10 protein-coding genes are annotated in these 19,032 nt (G+C 72.7%); 9 read left to right on the top strand and 1 reads right to left on the bottom strand.

The window, feature by feature from the left end; all coding sequences use genetic code 11:
* Positions 1-6 precede the first annotated feature (6 nt).
* The 4 genes from HAV40_RS26970 to HAV40_RS26955 all read left to right on the top strand — a co-directional run bounded on the left by HAV40_RS26970 (position 7) and on the right by HAV40_RS26955 (position 13,983).
* Complete coding sequence (locus HAV40_RS26970; protein WP_166386002.1) at positions 7-1,185, top strand: MFS transporter; 1,179 nt, start codon at positions 7-9, stop codon at positions 1,183-1,185.
* Positions 1,182-11,522, top strand: a complete 10,341-nt coding sequence (locus HAV40_RS26965) for a type I polyketide synthase (protein ID WP_275413527.1) — start codon at positions 1,182-1,184, stop codon at positions 11,520-11,522. The genes HAV40_RS26970 and HAV40_RS26965 overlap by 4 nt, the downstream gene beginning before the upstream one ends.
* A 294-nt stretch (positions 11,523-11,816) precedes the next feature.
* A complete protein-coding gene (locus HAV40_RS26960) occupies positions 11,817-13,598 on the top strand; it encodes a hypothetical protein (RefSeq protein ID WP_166385998.1) in 1,782 nt (593 codons plus the stop codon).
* 16 nt (positions 13,599-13,614) lie between these two features.
* Complete coding sequence (locus HAV40_RS26955) at positions 13,615-13,983, top strand: DUF5955 family protein (RefSeq protein WP_166385996.1); 369 nt, start codon at positions 13,615-13,617, stop codon at positions 13,981-13,983.
* A 5-nt stretch (positions 13,984-13,988) separates the two neighbouring features.
* Here the strand turns inward: HAV40_RS26955 and HAV40_RS26950 are convergent, their stop codons facing one another.
* The gene (locus HAV40_RS26950) at positions 13,989-14,789 is read right to left on the bottom strand and encodes a hypothetical protein (RefSeq protein ID WP_166385994.1); all 801 of its coding nucleotides are present in this window, start codon (positions 14,787-14,789) and stop codon (positions 13,989-13,991) included.
* Positions 14,790-15,128: 339 nt separating this feature from the next.
* On the opposite strand from HAV40_RS26950, the gene HAV40_RS26945 reads away from it, so the two are divergent.
* Genes HAV40_RS26945 through HAV40_RS26925 form a run of 5 tightly spaced genes read left to right on the top strand, consistent with a single transcriptional unit; the run spans position 15,129 to position 19,025 of the window.
* Complete coding sequence (locus tag HAV40_RS26945) at positions 15,129-15,431, top strand: urease subunit gamma (RefSeq protein WP_166385992.1); 303 nt, start codon at positions 15,129-15,131, stop codon at positions 15,429-15,431.
* 46 nt (positions 15,432-15,477) lie between these two features.
* Positions 15,478-16,014 carry an urease subunit beta gene (locus HAV40_RS39285; RefSeq protein WP_166385990.1) on the top strand — a complete coding sequence of 179 codons (537 nt, stop codon included), beginning with the start codon at positions 15,478-15,480 and terminating at the stop codon, positions 16,012-16,014.
* Complete coding sequence (locus HAV40_RS26935; protein ID WP_166385988.1) at positions 16,011-17,729, top strand: urease subunit alpha; 1,719 nt, start codon at positions 16,011-16,013, stop codon at positions 17,727-17,729. The genes HAV40_RS39285 and HAV40_RS26935 overlap by 4 nt, the downstream gene beginning before the upstream one ends.
* An 11-nt stretch (positions 17,730-17,740) precedes the next feature.
* Positions 17,741-18,322, top strand: a complete 582-nt coding sequence (locus tag HAV40_RS26930) for an urease accessory protein UreE (RefSeq protein ID WP_166385986.1) — start codon at positions 17,741-17,743, stop codon at positions 18,320-18,322.
* A complete protein-coding gene (locus HAV40_RS26925) occupies positions 18,306-19,025 on the top strand; it encodes an urease accessory protein UreF (RefSeq protein WP_239086957.1) in 720 nt (239 codons plus the stop codon). The genes HAV40_RS26930 and HAV40_RS26925 overlap by 17 nt, the downstream gene beginning before the upstream one ends.
* Positions 19,026-19,032 lie beyond the last annotated feature (7 nt).

The raw sequence follows: 19,032 nt of genomic DNA, 5'->3' as shown, positions 1-19,032 counted from the left end.
GTTTCAGTGCCTTCGCGGCTGCGGCTGCTCGTGTCCGCGTACGCGATCTCCTCCTTCGGCAGCTATCTCGACATGGTGGCGTTGGGCCTGTTCGCCCTGCACCTGACCGGATCCCCGCTGCAGACGGGCCTGTTCATGGCCTTGCGCCTCGGGTCGGGTCTCGTCTGCGGGCCTGTAGCCGGCTGGCTGGCCACACGGCTGCCCCGCAAGCCGCTGATGGTCTGCGCCGACGTGCTGGCGGCCGTCTCGCTGCTGGTGCTCGCGGCGACCCCTTCCATGGGACTGCTGTACGGGCTGGCAGTGATCCTGGGGGCGGTTCAGGCGCTGTGGGGGGTGGCCCTGCGCAGCAGCGTTCCGGAGATCGTCGGGCACGACCGCCGGGCCCGCGCGAACAGCCTGCTGGTGACGGGCAGGTCCGCCGCCATGCTGCTCGGGTTCGCCGCGTCCGGGGTGCTGGTGACCTGGCTCGGCTATCGGGCCGTACTGCTGACGGACGCGGCAACCTACCTGCTCAGCGCCGCGCTGCTGGTCGCGGTGCCGTTCCCGCGCCGGGCCGCCGCGACCGCCCGGCAGCGCGGGACGCGCCGCCCCGGGGCCGTGCTGGCCGAACTTACCCCGGCCCTGATCGCGATGATCGGGCTGCGGGCGGCGGACGCGTTCGGCTCGGCCTCCCACAACATCGCCCTGCCCCTGTACGCCACGAAGGCTTTCCCTGCCGCCCCGGCGGCGTTCGCGGCGACGTTCACCACCGCGTGGGCGCTGGGAAGCCTGGTCACCGGCAGGTGGCTGACCCGCCGGGGCGACGTGGGTGGAACGCGCGGTTTCGGCGCGGCCACCGCACTGATGTCGGTGTTCTTCGTCGCGGCCTTCACCGGACTGCCGATCTGGCTGCTCGTCCCCGTGGTGTTCGCCGCCGGAGCGGCCGACACGTATGCCGAGGTCGTCTACACGACACGGTTGCAGGCTGTCGACGACGCGCAGCGGGCCGGAGTGTTCGGGTGGGCGGCGGCCGTGCAGAACGCGGGGTTCGGCCTGGGCATGGTCGGCTGCGCGGCACTGCTGGAGGTGTTCGAGCCGCTGCCGGTGGTGCTGGTCGCGCACGCGGTCGTCGTGGTCGTGGCGCTGGCATATCTGGCATCCGTCGTCCGGAAGGGACGTCTGCGCACCGTGGAGGCAGCCCGATGACACTGGCGATCAGCGACGGGGGCCCGCTGTCCCCCGGGCCGGACCACCCGCTCACGCTGGGGCATGCGCTAATTCGCGCGGCCCGGTGCTTTCCACGGGCGGGACTGCACCTCGATCCGGACCGTTTCATGACCTACCCGGACCTGCTGGCGGCAGCGTGCAGGGTGCTGACGGGCCTGCGTGCCGCGGGCGCACGCCCAGGCGACCATGCGGTGCTGCGGCTCGACGACGACGAGTACTTCCCTGTCTTCTGGGGCTGCGTGCTCGCCGGCGTGATCCCGGTGACCGCTGGTCCGCCGGCCGGCTACCAGCAGCCCAACCCGGGTCTGGACGCGTTGCTGCACGCCTGGGAGAGGCTGGGCCGCCCGATGGTCATCGGCGGCCGCTCGGACGTGAGCGGCCTGCGCACCCTGGTGCTGTCGGGGCGGGTGGTGGAGGCGACCGGGTTGCTGTCGGCCGAGGCTGGCGAGCCGGTGCCCGATGCCGGTCCCGACGACGTGGCGCTGGTGCAGCTGTCGTCGGGCAGCACCGGCAGACCGAAGCTCGTGCAGATCACCCACCGTGGGGTGAGCGAGTACGCGGAGGGGGCGCGGGTGCTGCTCGACATCGCGCCCGGCGATGTCCTGCTGAACTGGCTGCCGCTGGATCACGTCGCCGGCCTGATGCTGTACCACCTGGGCGGAGTGTTCCTCGGCGCGTCGTCGGTGCAGGCGGCCACCGAGCCGGTGCTGGCCGACCCGCTGCGGTGGCTGGATCTCATGCACGGGTACGGGGCGACCCACGCGTGGGCGCCGAACTTCGCGTACCGCATGGTCACCGATGCCCTGGGCAGGGGCACCGGCCGGCACTGGGACCTGAGCCGGGTACGCAGGCTCGTCAGCGGCGGGGAGCAGTGCACCCCGGACACGTTCGCGGCGTTCGTCGCGGCCACGGCGCCGTTCGGCGTCACAGCGGCGGCGCTGACGCCCGGCTGGGGCATGTCGGAGACCTGTACCGGGATCACGTTCTGCTCCTACGGCGATCCCCGCTGCACGCAGGGGTCCTACCTGTCGGTCGGGGCGCCGGCGCCGGGGGCGGTGCTGCGGATCGTCGGCGACGACGGCACGGTCCTGCATGAGGACGAGGTGGGGCGGCTGCAGGTCCGGTCGGGCAGGGTGACGCCCGGCTACGTCGGCGAACCCGACGCCGACGCGGCCGCGTTCCCGGAGCCCGGCTGGCTGGACACCGGTGACCTGGGGTATCTGCGCGGCGGGTGGCTGACCGTCACCGGCCGGGAGAAGGACCTGGTCATCCTGAACGGCCACAACCATCCCTGCCACGAGATCGAGGCCGCCGCGGCGCAGGTCCACGGGATCGCCGACCACCTGGTCGCCGCCTGCGGCGTGCCGGACGAACGGACCGGGACCGAGCAGCTGGTCGTCTGCTACGCCCCGGCACCGGGCGCCGACCACGCCCGCGTCGCGGCCGAGGTCGCCGCGGCCGTCGCGGCACGGCTGCGGCTGCCGGTGGCGCGGGTGGTGGCGGTCGCGGCGGCGGACTTCCCGCGTACCAGCGCCGGGAAGATACAGCGATCGCGGCTGCGTGAGCGGCTGCTCGACACGGCACGGCAGGCGACCGGCCCGAACCGGGGCGGCGAAGTCAGCTCTTCGCCGCAACCTGTGCGCAGCCGACAGCAGACGGGGCCAGCGGTCCGGGCGGCGGTGCTCGGCGTGCTCGGCGACGTCGTCGGCGGCCCCGTCGATCCCCGGCGGCCGTTCGCCGAGCTGGGCCTCGGGTCGGTGCAACTGGTGCAGGTCCGGGCGAGGCTGGAGCAGGTACTGGACCGGCCCGTCGGGCATACGGCCCTGTTCGACCACCCGACCGCCGAGGCGCTCGCCGAGCATCTGGGCGCAGGCCGCACGGCCGCAGCGGATCCCGAGCCGACGCCGGGTCCGGACCGGCGCGTCGCCGTGGTCGGGATGGCCGCACGGTTTCCGGGCGCGCCGGACGTCGACCGCTACTGGGCGAACCTGCGCGCCGGGGTGGCCAGCGTCCGCCGGTTCGGCACCGAGGAGCTCATCGCGGCCGGGATCGCCGCCGACACCGCCCGCGAACCCGGCTTCGTCGGCGCGAGCGGGGTGCTCGACGACGTCACGGGCTTCGACGCCGACGTGTTCGGCATCAGCGCCCGGGAGGCCGAGCTGCTCGACCCGCAGCACCGGCTGTTCCTGGAGACGTGCCTGCACGCACTCGAGGACGCGGGCATGGCCGGGGCGTCACCGGCGCGAACGGCCCTGTTCGCGGGCAGCGGCATGAACCTGTACCCGCATCACACGTACCTGCGCCACCAGCTCGCCGAGGACGCCGCATCCGATGACCCGGCCGCGTCGGTCGGGGCGGCGCTGGGCAACCAGCCTGACTTCCTGGCGACCCGGGTCGCGTACCGGCTGGGCCTGACCGGCCCGGTCGTCAACGTGCAGACGGCCTGCTCGACGTCGCTGGTGGCCGTCCACCTGGCGGTGCAGGCGCTGCTGACCGGGGACGCCGAGGTGGCGCTGGCCGGGGCCGCCGCCGTGCACGTTCCGCAGGTCACCGGATACCGCTACAGCGCCGACTCGATCCTGTCGCCGGACGGCACCTGCCGCCCGTTCGACGCCGACGCCGCCGGCACCGTCGGCGGCAACGGCGTGGCCGCCGTCGTCCTCAAACCACTGGCTGCGGCCCTGGCCGACGGCGACACCATCCATGCCGTACTGCTCGCCACGGCCATCAACAACGACGGCACCGGCAAGATCGGGTTCACCGCGCCGAGCGTCACCGGCCAGGCTGAGGTCATCAGCACGGCCCTGCGCCGCGCCGGTGTCACACCTTCGTCCGTCGGCTACATCGAGGCGCACGGCACCGGCACCGCGCTCGGCGACCCCATCGAGTTCGAGGCGCTGTCGCGGGCGTATCCCCAAGGCACCCGGCACCTGGGTTCGGTCAAGGCCAACATCGGGCATCTGGACAGCTGCGCGGGCATGGCCGGACTCATTAAAGCGATCATGGTCGTACGGGACGGGATCATCCCGCCGCAGCTCAACTTCACCCGCGCCAACCCCGCGATCGACCTCGCCGGTCGCGGGTTCCGCATCGCCACCGAGCCGACCGCGTGGCCGACCGGACCGGCACCGCGCCGCGCCGGGGTCAGCGCCCTGGGCGTCGGCGGCACCAACGCCCACGTCATCGTGGAGCAGCCGCCGCACCCCGCCCCACCGCCGGGCGCGGACGCGCCGGGACTGCTGCCGCTGTCGGCCGCCGACCCCACCGCACTCGACGAGCTGATCCGCGTCTACCCCGACCGGCTGGCGCAGGTCGCCCACGCCGACGCCGTACGCACCGCCGCGACGGGCCGCAGGCACCACCGCCACCGTGCCGTCGCGCTCGGCGCGAGCACCGCCGAACTGGCCGAGCAGCTTCGCCGGCCCGGCCTGCTGATCCGCGGGCACGTGCCGGTCACCGGGCCGGGACCGCTCGGGTTCGGGTTCCCCGGCCAGGGCGGCGGCCTGGGCGACGCCGCCAGGCTCGCGGCGCGGTTCCCGGCGTTCGCCGAGCACTGGTCGCTGCTGCCCGCCGACGTGCCGGGGCGGCTGCGGGCCGGTGAGCGCGGCACCGACGTCGTGCAACCCGCGCTGGTCGCCGCCGGGCTGGGCATGTGGGCGCTGCTGCGGTCCTGGGGCGTCGAACCCGCGTACGTGCTCGGCCACAGCGCCGGGGAGCTGGCGGCGCTGGCCGCCGCGGGGGCACTGAGCGCCGCCGATGCCATCGCGCTGGCCGGGCACCGGGGCCAGCTGATGCGCCGGCTCATGCCCCCGGGCGCGATGGCCGCCATCACCGGTTCCCACCAGCAAGTGTCGGCGCTGGTCGAGGCCACGCCGGGCCTGGAGCTGGCCGTGGTGAACGCGCCCGACCGGTTCGTCGTCGCGGGGCCGCCGGAAGCGGTCGCGTCGGTGCTCGCCCAGGGCCTGCCCGCACGGCTGCTACCCGTCGACCGCGCGTTCCACACCGCGGCCGTCGAGCACATCCTCGCCGACCTGCGCGAGGTGTCGCAGCGTATGCGCCCGCGTCCGATCCGGACACCGCTGGTCAGCACCGTCGACGGGCGGCTGCGTGAACCGGGCTGGCTGCCTGACGCCGAGTACCTGTGCGAGCAGGCCCGTCGCCCGGTGCTGTTCGACCAGGCCGTCGCGGGTTTGACCGGCGCCGGGTGCGTGACCGCCGTGACCGCCGGGCCGGGTGTACTGCCCGTGGCGGCGGACAGTCCGGTGACGTGGGTGGCCGCGCAACCGGGCGGCGAGCCGGTGGCAGGGCTGTGGCAGGGCATGGCGGAGCTGTACTGCCGCGGCGTGGACGTCGACTGGTCCGCAGTGATGCGGCACAGCGGCGGCAGGCGGGTGCCGTTGCCGCGCTACCCGTATCAGCGCCGCGCCCACTGGGCCGGTCCGCGTATCGCCGAACCCGCCGGCACGTCGGCCACCGACCGGGTCAGGGCTATGACCGCGGCCAGCCTGGGCCTGCCCGTCGACCGGGTGGGACCCGACGACGGGTTCCTCGGCCTGGGCGCGGACTCCCTGCTGCTGGTGTCGCTGGCCCGGCAGACCCAGCAAGCCTTCGGGGTACGCGTCCCGGTGCGGGAACTGTTCGGGCAGCTCGACACCCCGGCCCGGCTGGCCGCCGCCGTGACCGCCCGCGCCGCCGCGGCTCCGGACATGGACGGGATTCCGGGCGGTCACCCGGCGGCCCAGATCCCGGCCCCCGCCCCTGGTCCGGAAGGCTCAGCAGATGTGGGTTTCGCCGACCCCGCCGCAGGGACCGGTCCCGTCAGCGCGCTCGGGGAGCCGCCGCCTGTCGCCGAACAGCAGCCCACCGCTGCGGGGCCGGCTGGTGACCAGGCACTGGCCGAGGTGGTCCGCCTGCAGCTCGACATCATGCGCAGGCAGCTGGACCTGCTGTCGGGCCGTTCCCCGGCCGCCGCGAACGCCGAGCCGTCGGCAGCCGAGCGGATCGCGCCGGTCGCGTCCGCCGACCCGGTCGGCAGGACTGAGCCGGCCGACAGCGCCGCCGAGGTCGATGTCAGCCTCTACTTCTTCGGCGACCACGCCGGCACCGCCGCCCCGGCGGCATACCGCATGATCCTCGACGCGGCGCAGTTCGCCGACCGGCACGGGCTGCACGCGGTGTGGATCCCCGAACGCCACTTCCACTCCTTCGGCGGGCTGTTCCCCAACCCGTCGGTGCTGGCCGCGGCGATCGCCGCCCGGACCGAACGGATCCGGATCAACGCCGGATCGGTGGTGCTGCCGCTGCACCACCCGATCCGGGTAGCCGAAGAGTGGTCGGTGGTCGACAACCTGTCCGGCGGCCGGATCGGCCTCGGCGTCGCCTCCGGCTGGCACGCCGACGACTTCGTCTTCCACCCCGAGCACTACGGTCACCACAAGCAGGTGATGTGGGACCACCTCGACACCGTGCGCGCGCTGTGGCGCGGTGAGGCGGTGCCCGCCCGGTCCGGCAGCGGCGATCCGGTGCGGGTGCGGCTGTTCCCCGCGCCGGTGCAGGCCGAGCCGCCGCTGTTCACCGCCGTCGTCGGCAATCCTGACAGCTACCGGCAGGCCGCCCGCCGCGGCGTCGGGATCGTCACGAACCTGATGACCCAGGACATGGCCCGGCTCGCCGACAACATCGCCCTCTACCGCCGCACCCGCGCCGAGCACGGCCTGGACCCCGCGGCAGGCAGGGTGGTCCTGCTGCTGCACACCTACCTCGGCGACGACCTCGACGGCGTACGGCAGCAGGCGTTCGCACCGTTCTGCGCCTACCTGCGGTCCTCGCTGAGCCTGCTCGGCCAGGTCGCCAACAGTCTCGGGATGTCCATCGACCCCGGCGCGGACGACGACGACGTGCGGTTCGTGCTGTCGCGTGCCTACCGGCGCCACTGCGACGAGCGGGCGCTGATCGGCACCGTCGACAGCAGCCGGCAGGTGCTGGCAGCGGCACTGGCCGCAGGCGTGGACGAGGTGGCAGCGTTCGTCGACTTCGGCCTGCCGGCCGAGCACGTCCTCGCCGGCCTGCCTCACCTGGACCGGCTGCGGCGCACCGCCCGACGCCCGGCCCCACCGGCAGTCACCGCCGCCGACGGACACGCCGAAGCCGCAGACCTCCCCGGCGACGCCACGTCCCTCGAACAGGCCCCGCTGTCGGCCGGGCAGCACCGGCTGTGGCTCACCGAGCAGTTGGAGCCCGGACAGCCGGCCTACAACGAGGCGGCGGCCGTCAGCCTCGACGGGCCTGTCGACCCGGCCCTGCTGCGGCAGGCACTGGCCGACGTCGTAGCCCGGCACGCCCCGCTACGCACCCGCTACCGCCTGGCCGGAGGGTCGCCGGTGCAGGAGGTGCTCGCGCAGGTGCCGGTGGACCTGCCCGTCGTACGCTGCGCGGGCCCCGAGACCGAGGCCGTGCGCGACGCGCTCGCGCGGGAGAGCAACCGCGTGTTCGACCTGGCCGAGGGCCAGGTGTTCGCGTTCACGCTGCTGCACTTCGCGCCCACCCGGCACGTGCTGATCCTGTCGTTCCACCACATCGCCATGGACGGCCGCTCGTACGCGGTCTTCGCGACGGACGTGTCGGCCTGCTACCGGGCCCGGCTCGGCCACGCCACGGCACTCGCGCCGCTGCCGACCAGCTACCCGCAGCACGCCCGCCGGCAGGCGGTGGACCCCGCACAGCACCAGGCAGCCCTGGCCTACTGGCGCCCGCGGCTCACCCCGGCCCCCGCCCCGGTCACCGTGCCCTGCGACCGGCAGCGCCCGCCCCGCCCGTCCTCGGCCGGGCACAGCGTCTTTTACGAACTGCCGGCCGATGTGGCCACCGCCGTCCGCGCCGCCGGCCGGGCCCACCAGGTCACCGCGTTCACCGTATTGCTGAGCGCGTTCGCGATGGCCGTGTCGCGCCTGAGCGGGCAGCACGACCTCGTCATCGGCACCGGGATGGCCAACCGCGACGAGCAGACCGCCGACCTCATCGGCTTCTTCGTCGACACGGTGCCGATGCGCATCGAGATCCGGCCCGGACAGACGTTCGCCGACCTGCTCGGCCGCGTGCAGCACGACGCCGCCGACGCGTACACCCATCTGCTGCCCTTCGACCAGCTGCTCGCGGAACTGGCACCGGCCCGCGAACCCGGCCGGCATCCGCTGTTCGACATCGTCGTCGAGTACGAGACCGGCGGCGCGTTCGCCTTCGACCTGCCCGGCGTCAGGGCGACCGTGCTCGACGCGGGCCTGGACAAGGCACCCGCCGACCTGGTCCTCTACCTGACCCACGAGACCACGGTCCGCTGCCACGTCGAATACCGCACCGAGGTGCTCGACGAGCCGACGGTCCGGCGGCTGCTGGCGCTGTTCGAACAGCTGCTCGCCGCGGCCGTCGAGACCGCGGCCGTCCCGCTGCGGGACCTGCCCGCACCCGCCAGCGTGCTCACCGGACCCGCCACCGAGCCGGACGGGCAGCGGCTCGCCGACCTGATCCTGCGCCAGGCCGAACGCAGCCCCGGCGCGATCGCCGTCGTCGACGGCACCACCGGCTGGACCTACGACCGGCTGCTGACCCGCGCCCGCGACCTGGCCAAGGAACTCGACGTCCAGGCAGGCGAGATCGTCGCCGTCGCGCTGCCGCGCAGCCCCGAACTGATCGCCGCACAGCTGGCGGTGCTGCTCAGCGACTGCGCGTTCCTGCCCCTGGACCCCGCAGAACCCGCCGCCCGGCTGCGTGACCTCGTCACCCGCAGCGGCGCCCGCGTCCTGGTGACCGGCGCAGGCCTCACCCGCACCGGCAACGCACCCCGCCGCGTCGCCGAGGGCGCGGCCTGGTGCGTGTACACGTCCGGATCCACCGGGCAGCCCAAAGCGGTGGTCGTGCCGCACCGCGCCGCCGTGAACACGGTGCGCTGGCACGTGAGCGAACTCGGCCTGACCCCGGCCGACCGGGTCGCGCACGGCCTCGCGCTCGGCTTCGACGCCAACCTCGCCGAGATCTACCCGGCGCTGGCGGCCGGGGCCTCGGTGCACCTCGTGCCGGACGACGCCCGCGCCGATCCGGCGCTGCTGACCGGCTGGTGGGCCCGGCACCAGATCACCACCGCGTTCCTGACGACTCCCGTCGCCGAGGTGCTGTTCGCCCGGCGCCAGCCCGTGTCCCTGCGGACCCTGGTGGTCGGCGGCAGCCGGCTGCGCAGGCGCCCGCCCCACGGATTCGGCGCGCGGGTGGTCAACGCGTACGGGCCCACCGAGAACGCCATCGTCACCACCGCCGGCACGGTCGCCGAGCATGCGAGCGGACCCATCGACATCGGACGCCCGGTCGACAACGTCACCGTGCACCTGTGCGACGGCGACGGCCTGCCGGTGGTCCCCGGCGCGGTCGGCGAACTGTGGGTGTCCGGGCGCAACGTGGCGCTGGGCTACCTCGACGACCCGGGCCATCCGTCCTTCCGCGACGGCCGCTACCGCACGGGCGACCTCGCCAGGTGGCGGGCCGACGGCACGCTCGACTACGTCGGCCGGGTCGACGACCAGGTCAAAATCGGTGGACGCCGGGTCGAACCAGCCGAGGTCGGCACCGTGCTCGCCGCCATGCCGGGCGTCGAGCAGGCGGTCGTCGTCGCCCGCCAGGGCCACGGCGACCCCTACCTGGCGGCCTATGTGGTCGGCGCGGACCCCCGGCCCGACGTCACCGGCCTGCTGCCGGCCTACCTCCTCCCCCGCACCTGGACCTTCCTGGAATCGCTGCCGCTGACCGTCACCGGCAAGGTCGACCTGGCCGCGCTGCCCGCACCACCACCGGCCCCGGCCGGGCCGGGGCCGCAGACCGCAGCCGAGCGCACCGTCCACGACAGCTGGTGTGCCGAACTGGGCGTCGAGCGGGTGCCCGTCGACGTCGGCTTCTACGCCGCAGGCGGCGACTCGCTGGCCGCCATGCGGGTCGCGAACCGGCTCGGCGTGCTGGTGCACACCGTCCTACGGGCCGAGGGCGTCCGCGACCTGGCCGCCCGCCTGCGACCGCAGGAGGTCGCGCCCGCCACCCACCAGCAGGAGCAGATGTGGCGGCGCCAACTGCGCGCACCCGACCCTGCCGCAGTACACATCGCCCTCCGGCTCGACATCACCGGCCCGCTGGACCTGCCTGCCCTGCACCAGGCGCTCGACCTGGTCGTCAGCAGGCACGCCCCGCTACGCACGTCGCTGGTCGAACAGGACGGCAGCCTGCTACAGCACGTCCACGCACACCGCACGCTCGCCTTGTCCGTCGTCGACGTCGCCGAGGACGACGTCGACACGTGGTGCGTACGGCAGGGCCGGACCGTGTTCAGTGAACCGCCGCTGCTGCGGGCCGCGGTGGCCCGCGTCGCCGAGCACCGATGGGTCGTCCTGCTCACCGTCCACCACCTGGCCGCCGACGGATGGTCCATGCTCAGACTCGTCGAGGAGCTGCAGGACGGCTACCGGGCGAGCACCAGCGGACGGCAACGCGCGACGGCCGAGCTGTCATCCACCTACCCGCAGTATGCCCGCGCCCAGCGGGCCGCCGACGACGACCCGGTGCTGCTCGGGCACTGGCGCGAAACGCTCGCGGGCGCACCGCCGACGCTGCGGCTGCCCACCGACCGCCCCCGCCCGGCCGGCACCACCCGCGGCGCGGAGTTCACGTTCACCGTCTCGGCACAGCTCACCGCGCAGCTTCGCGAGCTCGCCACAGCGTTGGGCACCAGCCTGTTCGCCGTGCTCGCCGCCGGCTACGCCACGCTGCTGGGCAGACGCACCGGATCCGGCGACATCGTGCTCGCCACACCGTACGCGCACCGGGACGGCACCGGCGTCGAACCGCTCGTGGGCCTGTTCTCCTCGACCATCCCGATCCGGCTGCGCCCGGTGCCGGAGCGTTCGCCCGCCGAACTCGTGCGCGAAGCCGACGCAGCGCTCGCCGCCGCCCTCCTGCATCAGCCGCTGCACCTGCCGCAGCTCTACCGGCTCCTCGACCGGGGCTGGGCGCCGGGAATGCCCTCGCCGGTCGGCGACATGCTGTTCGCGTGGAACCCGCCCCTACCGGCGATCAACCTGCCGGGCCTGGAAGTCCGGGCAACCGACCAGCCTCTCGAGTGCGCGCGCCGGGACCTGGCCGTCGTGCTGAGCCCCGACGGCGACGAGTTGCGCGGGGTGGTGGAGTACGCGACCGGCCTGTTCGACGTCTCCACCATCGAGGCGTTCTGCGCCGAGTACACCGAGATCCTCGACCACATGGCCAGGGGCTCGTCTGCCCCTTGAATAGGCACCTCGTGCATGTCGTGCCGGTGGCGAACGCCGGCCTGTACGAGCATTCAGGTCTTGCCGCGACGCGGATCGATCGTCGGGTCGGTCGTCCGGATGACGCCGGACGCCCACCCGTCGCCGACACCTGGCCGTGTCGTGCCAGCCACTGCCCGCGCCGACGACCGCACAGTGCACCCACGTCGTCACCAAACGCACATGAGGATCCATTCATCGACGTGAAGGCGCATGGGCCAGCCAAGATCGACATAGGTAGAGTGACCGCTCACATCCCGATCCCTAGGCGAGGTCATGTCGGTCCCCAGCCAGTCCAGCCCCGCCCGCCCGTTCGGCTTTCCCACCTACCACCCGCCCCGGCGGCTCACCGACGACACCCGCCACCTGTGCGCAGCGCCGTACGTCGACCAGGACTTCGCCCACCAGGTGATCGCCGAGACAGTCGAGGACGAGCACCGCGCCGTGGCCCCCTCGTTCGGCTTCGACCTGGACCCGGTCATCCGGCACTGCTTCCGCGCCCGGCGGCTGCTGCTGGCCCGCCACCTCACCATCGCGGCACTGGTCGTCGCCGGGCTGTGCCTGGCCCCGCTGGCGACCATGTCCTTCCTCTCGCTGGGATACACCATCCTCGGGGTCCGCTGGTCGCGGACCGTGACTCCACAGCGCCTGCGGCGGCTGGGAATGTATCTGGCCGGCGGCCTCATCGCGCTGTGCTGCCTGCCCAACGCGCTGCTGCTGCCGCTGACCCTGCTGGCCGACACCGCGCCGGCCTCCACGCCGTCGCCGCGCTCGCCGCTGACGCCGTCGCCGCAGGAGCCGTCGCCGCTCGCCGGCCTGGTCGAGGACCTGCTGCGCTTCGCCGTCGAATCAGACCTGCTGGGGTACGCGGTGCAGGCGCAGGCTGCCATCGGCCGGATCGCACCGTTCGCGCTCACTGCGGCCTGCCTCGGCCTGCTGTGGAGTTTCCGGGTCAAGGCGTACCGGGTGATCAGCGAGGAGCTGGCCCTCGACGCCCCGCCGTCGCGGCCTGACCTGCCCAACGAGCGCATCGTGCGCCGCGTGAACACCGTCGCCGCAGCCCAGTACGGCAACATCACCGTCCAGCAGAGCGAGCCGTTCCTCGGCAGCGGGTCCCGGCTCAAGTACGGCTGGAGCTTCGCGCTCATCCTGCGGCCCGCCGACCCCGGCAGCGACGCGCCGATCGCCGCCGATGTCGGCCCGCGCATCTACCAGCGGCTCAAGGACTCCGTGACGGCCATGAACGACCCCGCCCTGCCGTACGGGGCCCGCCTGCCCAACGCGCACCAGATGGAGTACCTGGTCGCCGACGGCGTACGGACGCTCACCGACCCGCTGCTCGAACCGGTGAACTGCGTGCCCTACTCGACGGCGTCCGACGAGGTGGTGGAGGCCGTCAAGCGCCAGCCGCAGTCCGGCCTGCGTTACTACGAGCGGGTTCTGGTCACCGGAGTCGGCAACGACGTCCAGGACGCCGACGGCCGGCTGCTCGTCCGGGCCCAGGAGCTCGGCATCACGGTCTCGGCGTTCGTCCACGTGGCGGTGGAGGGAGGCATGCTTTACACCGAGTTCGTCTCCGCTGTGCTGCCGCCGATCCAGGACCGCTACCAGCTCGGCGACACCCTGCGACCGGAACGGGTCGCGACCCGCGCCCTGCTGGACACCCTCCGGGACTTCCCCGCCGACGTCGCGGCGTCCGGCTGGCGGGCCGGGCGGCTGGCCTGGCGCATGGCGCTCACCCACTGGCGCATGTACCGCTCCCCGCGCACCGAGCGCGACCTGCGCATCCGCGACTACGGTGCGCGGCGCAGCGTCCGGGAGCTGGCGGCCGACCCGCTGATCGTCAAGCACCTGCAGGAGCTCGACGCGGCCAAGTACGCCAAGCTGATCGAGCGGGCGGCCGGCGACGCGGTACTGGGCTTCCTGTCCGAGAACGGCTACGACACCGCCGAGTTCGCGCAGCGCATCGCCCAGGTGCAGAACTTCCACACCACCGTGTTCGGCGGCCAGGTCGCCGTCGCCAGCACCGGCGGCATCTTCCAGCAGCATCAGTCCTGAACAGGAGCGCCCATCGATGACTGAACCCGCACGGCCGCAGCAGGTCTTCCACACCACCGTCCATCCGCACGCGCAGGCCGCCATCGCCAGCACGGGCGGCACGTTCAACCAGTACAACTTCCGAAGCGCCGAGTCGGCGGAAAGGTACCAGGAGCTGCAGGAGCTGCTCCGGAAGATCGAGGAGCGGCTCGACGAGCTGTCCGATCGCGACACCGCGCGCGACGAGCTGGACGCCATCACCGGCGAGCTGGGCAACGGCACTCCGAACCAGGGCCGGGTCCAGCGCGGGCTGGACCGGCTCAAGGCGCTCGTGACCAGCGGCACCGACCTCGCCGAGACGCTGGCCCGCGCCACCGACATCGTGACCCGGTACTGGCCGTTCTGACCGGGTCAGATGTGCTCGCGATCGCGTTGCCGCAATCCGAACCGGTCGGCCACGGGGTTCCACATCGCCAGGAAGTCGGACTTGTGCACGCCCGCCGAGCGGGAGTAGGCGTCGCCCTGCTTGCGGGCGTTATCGTTCGCGCCCGACCCGCACCCGTACCCGACCACCGACTTGCCCCAGACGACGTACTGCTCGTCGGCCTGCAACGACAGTTCCAGCGCCCGGCGCAGCGACTGGCGCAGCCGCGCGCCGTCGGGCAGCTCCGACAGGTCGAGCGCGTCGAGCCGCCGAAGCTGGTCGCGGCGCTCGTCGCCGACTCGGACCAGGTCGTCGACGGCTCGGGCAACCCCGGAGCACCCGCCCACCCGGCCGTTCGCGGAGATGAGGCGGGTGCGGCTGGTCACGCTGTAGTCGAGCAGCCGGTCCAGTTCACGGGCCTGCACGGCGGGGTCGGGACCGGGCATGGGCGCGGGCGGCGGGGAGAAGATGGGCGACGCACTCGCGGCGGCAGACGGGGCGGTGGTCGACTGAGCGTCCGGCGTGCCGCCCCCGTCGCGCCACAGCCACACCGTGGCGACGACGCCGGCCACGACGATGAGCGTCACCAGGACGGGTGTGCGCGCCCGGGAGCGGCGTCCGTTCGGGCCGCCGGCGGACGTCGGCGTCAGCAAGTCGGGGTGCGAGGCGGCGACCGGCAGGGATTCGGCCACCGGCTCGAATTGCCCGGCCGACAGCGGCGCGCCGCAGCGGGCGCACGTGGAACGGGACGGGTCGCTGTTGGTCTGGCCGCAGCTCGCACAACGCATAGACAGATCCTATTGATCCATTTATGAGAGGGAATACCGCCAACAGTGGTCTTCCGTGAACATTGCGGTGGTCCTGGATCGGATGATCGGCAGCAGGCGGGCGGATCACCAGTACAGACACGGAGATCTTTCTGTCAGAACCCCAGCACGGTACGGGCGTCCGAGGTGACCTGCCGGGGAGGCGAGTTCGGCCCACGAGGCGACCAGGCCCCGGAATGAGTTGTTTCAGCGCAAATAACCGGAGAAACGGATAGCTTGGGGCAATGTGGGCGCGGCTCGCTTTCCGTTCATCGACGGCAAGCGGGCTGCGGCTTGGCGGTTGGCGTGAAGGAGTGCGGGATGTATTTGACACCGCGGGAACTGGACAAGTTGACGATCTTGATGGTGGCGCGCGTGGCACAGGACCGCAAGGGCCGCGGTCTCAAGCTCAATCATCCGGAGGCGGTGGCTCTCATCTCGGCCGCGGCTCTGGAGGGTGCCCGCGAGGGCAAGACGGTCGAGCAGGTGATGACCGAAGCCCGTAGCGCGCTGTCCAGGGACGACGTGATGGACGGAGTCGCCGACATGGTGCCGTTCATCCAGGTCGAAGCGGTGTTCGCCGACGGCAGTCGCCTGGTGACCGTGCACAGCCCGATCCAGTGACCGCTCAGCCCGGCCCGTCGACGGCCGGCACTCGCATGGGGGAACGATGGCCAAGGACAAGCCCGTCAAGACGCAGGCGCACCCTGCCGCCGGCGGACATGAGCAGACGCAGCACAAGCGGATACGCCCGATCGGCGGCTATGTGCTCGCCGCCGGTGATCTGGAGCTGAACGCGGGCCGCCCGGTGACCACCGTCGAGGTCTACAACACCGGGGACCGGCCGGTGCAGGTCGGCTCGCACTTTCACTTCTACGAGGCGAACCGGATGCTGGAGTTCGACCGCGCCGCCGCGTACGGCAAGCGGCTGGACATCCCGGCGACCACCGCGGTGCGCTTCGAGCCCGGCGACAAGAAGACCGTCGACCTGGTGCCCTTCGCCGGCAAGCAGCGGGTGTTCGGATTCAACGGCCTGGTGCAGGGCTGGACCGGACACGGACCGACGCCCGGCTACAACCCTGACCAGGCGCTGGCGGGCGAGCGGGCCGCGCTGCGCGGCTTCAAGAACCGGCCCTCCGCCACCACCGGCAAGGACGCGGCCACCGGAACGGCCGCCGCGGCGAAGGACAAGGAGGCGGGCCGATGAGCCGGATCTCGCGCCAGCAGTACACCGACCTGTTCGGCCCGACCGTCGGCGACAAGATCCGCCTCGGCGACACGAACCTGTATGTCGAGGTCGAGCGCGACCTGCGGGTGCTGGGCGACGAGGCCGTCTACGGCGGCGGCAAGACGCTGCGCGACGGTATGGGCCTGGACAACCAGCTCACCAGCAGCGGCGGCGCGCTCGACGTCGTCATCACCAACGTGGTGATCATCGACGCGGTGCAGGGCGTGGTCAAGGCCGACGTCGGCATCAAGGACGGCAAGATCGTCGGAATCGGCAAGGCGGGCAACCCGGCCACCATGGACGGTGTAACGCCGGAACTGGCGGTCGGACCGGCCACCGACGCCATCTCGGGCGAGCACATGATCCTGACCGCGGGCGGTTTCGACGCCCACGTGCACTACGTCTCTCCGCAGCAGGCGTACGCGGCGCTGAGCAACGGGGTCACGACCCTGTGGGGCGGCGGTGTGGGGCCGACCGACGGCACCAACGGCACGACGATCACCTCCGGGGTGTGGAACCTGGAGCGGATGCTGCGCTCGGTCGAGGGCGTGCCGATCAACATGGGCTTCCTCGGCAAGGGCAACTGCTCGGGTCGGGCGCCGCTGGTCGAGCAGATCCTGGCCGGCGCGTCGGGCTTGAAGATCCACGAGGACTGGGGCACGACACCGGCGGCGATCCGCGCCGCGCTGAGCGTGGCCGAGGACTTCGACGTGCAGGTCAGCATCCATACGGACACGCTGAACGAAGCGGGGTTCGTGGAGGACACCATCGCGGCGTTCGAGGGCCGCACCATCCACACCTTCCACACCGAGGGCGCGGGCGGCGGGCACGCCCCCGACATCATGAAGGTCGCCGGCGAGCTGAACGTACTGCCCAGCTCGACCAACCCGACGCTGCCGTTCGGGGTGAACTCGCAGGCCGAACTCTTCGACATGATCATGGTTTGCCACAACCTGAACCCGAAGATCCCCTCGGACGTGTCGTTCGCCGAGAGCCGGGTGCGGGCCGAGACGATCGCGGCCGAGAGCGTGCTGCACGATCTGGGCGTCATCTCGATGATCTCCAGCGATTCACAGGCGATGGGCCGGGTCGGCGAGAACTGGCTGCGGGCGCTGCAGACCGCCAACGCGATGAAGGCCGCCCGGGGCAGCCTGCCCGAGGACGCGGCGGGCAACGACAACTTCAGGGTGCTGCGCTACGTGGCGAAGGTGACCATCAACCCGGCGATCACCCAGGGTGTTTCGCACGTGCTCGGGTCGGTCGAGGCGGGCAAGATGGCCGACCTGGTGCTGTGGGAGCCGGCGTTCTTCGGCGCGAAGCCGAAGATGGTCATCAAGGGCGGCATGATCAGCTGGGCGCTGATGGGCGACCCGAACGCGTCGCTGCCGACGCCGCAGCCGGTCATCTACCGGCCCATGTTCGGTGCGTACGGGGGCGCGCTGACCGACACGTGCGCGACGTTCGTCTCGCAGGCCGGGTTCGACGCCGGCGTCGCCGAGCGGCTGGACCTGCGCCGGCAGGTCATCCCGGTGAAACGGACCCGGACGCTGACCAAACGGGACATGGTCCGCAACGGCAACACCCCCCGGATCGAGGTCGACCCGGAGACGTTCGCGGTCAAGGTCGACGGCGAGCACGCCACCGTGCCGCCGGCCGAGACCGTCTCGCTCGCCCAGATGTACTTCTTCAGCTGATCGGAGCAGCCATGACCACAAGTGACGTGCGCACGGCCCTCATCGAGCAGGTGCTGGGCAATGCCGCGGACCCGCACTGGCGCGAACGGCTGGCCGGGGCGAGCGTGGACACGCTGGCGCTGGACCAGTGGGAGGCGCAGAAGAACCGGCTGCGCAAGGCCACCGTCGGCGGGGTGGAGGTGGCGGTGTCGCTGGACCGGGCCGCCCGGCTGCGCGACGGGGACGTGCTGCGCTGGGATCCCGACCGCAACGCCGCGGTGGTGGCCCGCATCGAGCTCGGCGAGGTGATGGTGATCGACCTCGCCCCGCTGTACGGCCTGGCGCCGCAGGAGCTGGCGCGCACGGCCGTGGAGCTGGGGCACGCGCTGGGCAACCAGCACTGGCCGGCGGTCATCAAGGGCTCGCGGGTGTTCGTGCCGCTGACGGTCGACCGGAAGGTGACATCGGCGGTGATGAAGACGCACAACCTGCCCGGGGTGGTATGCGAGTTCGTGCCCGGTTCGGAGGTGACGCCGTTCCTGGCGCCGCACGAGGCACGGCGACTGTTCGGCGGTGCGGCAGAGGCCTCCCACACCCATGACGACCCTCGCTGAGGGCCCCGAGGGCCTGGCCGCGGTCACGGGGGTGCTGCGGGCGCTGCAGTTCGGCGACTCGATGTTCCCCGTCGGCGGGTTCTCGTTCTCCAACGGCGTCGAGACCGCGCTGGCCGAAGGGACGGTGCACGACGCGGTCACGCTGTCGCGGTGGGTCCGCGCGGCGACCCGCAATGCCGCCACCGGCGACGGGGTCGCCGTACTGCACGCCCACCGGGCAGCCCTGCGTGGCGACCTCGACGGGGTGGCCGCGGCGGACCGGGCCGTGTACGTGCGCAAACTCAACGAGGAGACCCGCACGATGACAGTGCGTACGGGACGCAAACTCGCCGAGGCCGCCGCGCGGATCGTGCCCGGCCCGATGGTCGACGGGTGGCTGGAGCGGATCAGCACCGGGCAGACCGCCGGCTGCTACCCGGCCGGTCTCGGGGTGAGCGGCGTGGCGCTCGGCCTGGCCGAGACCGACGTGTTCGCGATGCACCAGTACAGCCTCGCCGCCACCATGGTCGGCGCCGCCGTGCGGCTCCTGCCGCTGCACCACCTCGCCGCCCAGGAGGTGCTGTTCGAGGTCAACGGGCACTGCGCCGGCGACTACCAGACGGCTCGCGGGCGGGAGCTGGCCGACATGAGCGGCTTCGCGCCGCAGGTCGACGTGCTGGCCGCCGTGCACGTGCGCGCCCACGTCCGCATGTTCATGAACTGACCGGATC

It is taken from the genome of Catellatospora methionotrophica, assembly GCF_011297335.1.
Lineage (GTDB): Bacteria > Actinomycetota > Actinomycetes > Mycobacteriales > Micromonosporaceae > Catellatospora > Catellatospora methionotrophica.
Note: the sequence above shows the minus strand (reverse complement) of the source record. Positions and strands in the feature narration are given on the sequence as shown.